This is a genomic window from Propioniciclava sp. (genome assembly GCF_029977985.1).
Lineage (GTDB): Bacteria > Actinomycetota > Actinomycetes > Propionibacteriales > Propionibacteriaceae > Propioniciclava.
Window position 1 is genome coordinate 1 of record NZ_JARKOT010000112.1, and the last position, 2,319, is coordinate 2,319.

Below are 2,319 nucleotides of genomic sequence, written 5' to 3' on the forward strand. Positions count from 1 at the left end.
ACCCAGTCGCCGGTCTCGGCGATCGCGGCGAGAGCCTCGCTGCCCATGCGCGTCATGATCCGCATGTTGACCACCACGTACGGGCTGTCGGAGATCTCGACGCCCAGGCGGCTGATGTTGCCACCCAGCGGGCCCATGGAGAACGGGATCACATACATCGTCCGGCCTCGCATCGACCCCTCGTACAGCGGCCGCAGGGTCGCGCGCATCTCGGCGGGATCGGCCCAGTTGTTCGTCGGACCGGCGTCGGACTCCTTCTCGGAACAGATGAACGTCCGCGACTCCACCCGAGCGACGTCGGAGGGCGTCGAACGGGCCAGGTAGGAGTTGGGGCGCTTCTCCTGGTTCAGCTGAGTGAAGGTGCCGGCGGCCACCATCTCGGCGTAGAGACGGTCACGCTCCTCCTCGGAACCGTCACACCAGTGGATGGCGTCGGGCTGGGTCAGCGCGGCGATCTCCTCGACCCAGGCGACCACGTCGGCCGGGGCGTTCGAGGGGGCGTTGGTCGAGGCCGTCTGGGCGGACATTGCGGACTCCTTCGTAGCATCCGGCGGCATCCTCGCCGTCCGTGTGCACCCATCATGCCCGGAATCGCGGCCCAGCTCACATCGAACCGGGAGTACGGTCCGGAACCGTCACCCGACGGTAACGCCCAGACGTTTCAGCACCACCTCGGCGGTGCGGCGTCCGGAAGCGAGCGCCCCGTCGAACGAGCCGCCGCCGAGATGATCGCCGGCCACGTGGACGTTCTTCGCGACCTCGGTGACGCTCGGACGCCAGCCGGGCGGCAGGTCGGGCAGCGACCGCGGCAGGATGTCCACCCGCAGGGTGCGCCAGGCGTCGGTCGGGGTGCCGTAGAGGGCGCCCACATGGCGACGGACGTCCGGTTCGCGCGGCGCCGGTCCGTCGTCGAGCAGGGTGGACGCCTCGACGAGGTGTTGCCCGGGCGGGGCGTAGCTGGGCGCTGCGTTGGACACGACCGCGGTGTTGACGACCGGTCCACGGCCGCGGACGCCGTCCACGAGGATAAACGGGTGACCGGCCGGGGCGGCGTCCGTGGCGAACCACCACGTGGCCAGTCCGCGCATGGGGCGGGTGGGAAGGCCGGTGAGCCGGGTCGCGGTGGCGGCGTCCGTGGCGACGATGACGACACGGGCGGCGACCTGCTCGCCGTCGATCGTGGCGGTGGGGTGGGCGCCGGGGGTGACAGCGGTGGCCGTGCGTCCGGTGTCGACGGTCACACCGCGGGCGAGGAGGGCCGGCAGCGAGGCGATGCCGTCCACGGGCAGGCCGGGCGTGCCGCGCAGGAAGAAGCCCACCAGGCGGCGGACCCAACCGGCATCGGTGGCGCCGGCGGCGTCCGCGATGACGCCGGAGAGGAAGGCGTTCAAGACGGTGCGCACGTCGCCGGTGACGCCCGCGTCGTCCAGGGACGCTGCGAGAGACGTGCCGGGGCGGGCGGTCGCGAGCCACCGGGTGAGGGCGACGGCGTCGCCGGGTTTCAGGACGCCGCCGCCCAGGGTTTGCCTCAGGAGGCCGGGGTGGCGGGTGGGGTCGGCCAGGGTCACGTCCGGGCCGGCGATCTGGACGCCGCGGCCGAACGGTTGGAGGCGCAGGTCGGCCACGTCGACGGCGGCGCGAAGTTCGGGGTAGGCCGGGTTGAGGACGGCGAAGCCACGGTCGAGGAGGAAGCCGTCGACGGCGTCCGTGGCGACGCGTCCGCCCGGCCGCTCGGCGGCGTCGATGATCTGGACGCCGACGCCTGCGTCCGCGAGAACTCGGGCGGCGCGCAAGCCGGCCAGCCCGGCGCCGATGATGAGGACGTCGGTCATGGGTTCCTCCGTTGATCAGCTGGTGGGCTCACGATAGGTGCTGGGGGGAGCTGCCGCGAGGGCGTGCCAGCGGGCCGCACGGAGGGGCGGCAACCGCGGTTTGGACGGCGCTCGGGGTGGGGAGTAGAGTAGGCGCTCGGTCGCAGACCGATGCGCTTGTAGCTTAATGGATAGAGCAGCTGACTACGGATCAGCAGGTTGGGGGTTCGAGTCCCTCCAAGCGCGCCACAGGCGCCCCGTACCGATCCGGTGCGGGGCGCGTCTCGTTCTCCCCGCCCGGCGCCCGATGCTGCCGGGCCTAGGGCCTCGGTGGCTCGGCAGCCACGGGTGCGTGAGGGGTCCCGCTCGCTGAACCCATGGACGGCTAGGGGCATCGGTGCCGCACAATGGTGCTGGTCCAACGTCTGGGGAGTAGGTAATCGATGATCGTCCACGAGCACACCCTCACGGCCAGGGTGGATCCGAGCGTCGTGTGGGATCGCTGGAC

1 protein-coding gene, 1 tRNA gene and 1 pseudogene are annotated in these 2,319 nt (G+C 71.7%); 1 reads left to right on the top strand and 2 read right to left on the bottom strand.

Translation table 11 applies throughout. The features are described 5' to 3' along the window. Nucleotides 1-527, bottom strand: a pseudogene (locus Q1K57_RS07130) (phosphoenolpyruvate carboxykinase); the annotation flags it as partial. A gap of 108 nt (nt 528-635) precedes the next feature. Beyond that, nucleotides 636-1,832: an FAD-dependent oxidoreductase gene (locus Q1K57_RS07135; RefSeq protein WP_300080384.1), complete on the bottom strand. Its 1,197-nt coding sequence runs from the start codon at nt 1,830-1,832 to the stop codon at nt 636-638. 152 nt (nt 1,833-1,984) lie between these two features. Between Q1K57_RS07135 and Q1K57_RS07140 the strand changes: the two genes are divergently transcribed. Next, a tRNA-Arg gene (locus Q1K57_RS07140) sits at nt 1,985-2,060 on the top strand. Nucleotides 2,061-2,319 lie beyond the last annotated feature (259 nt).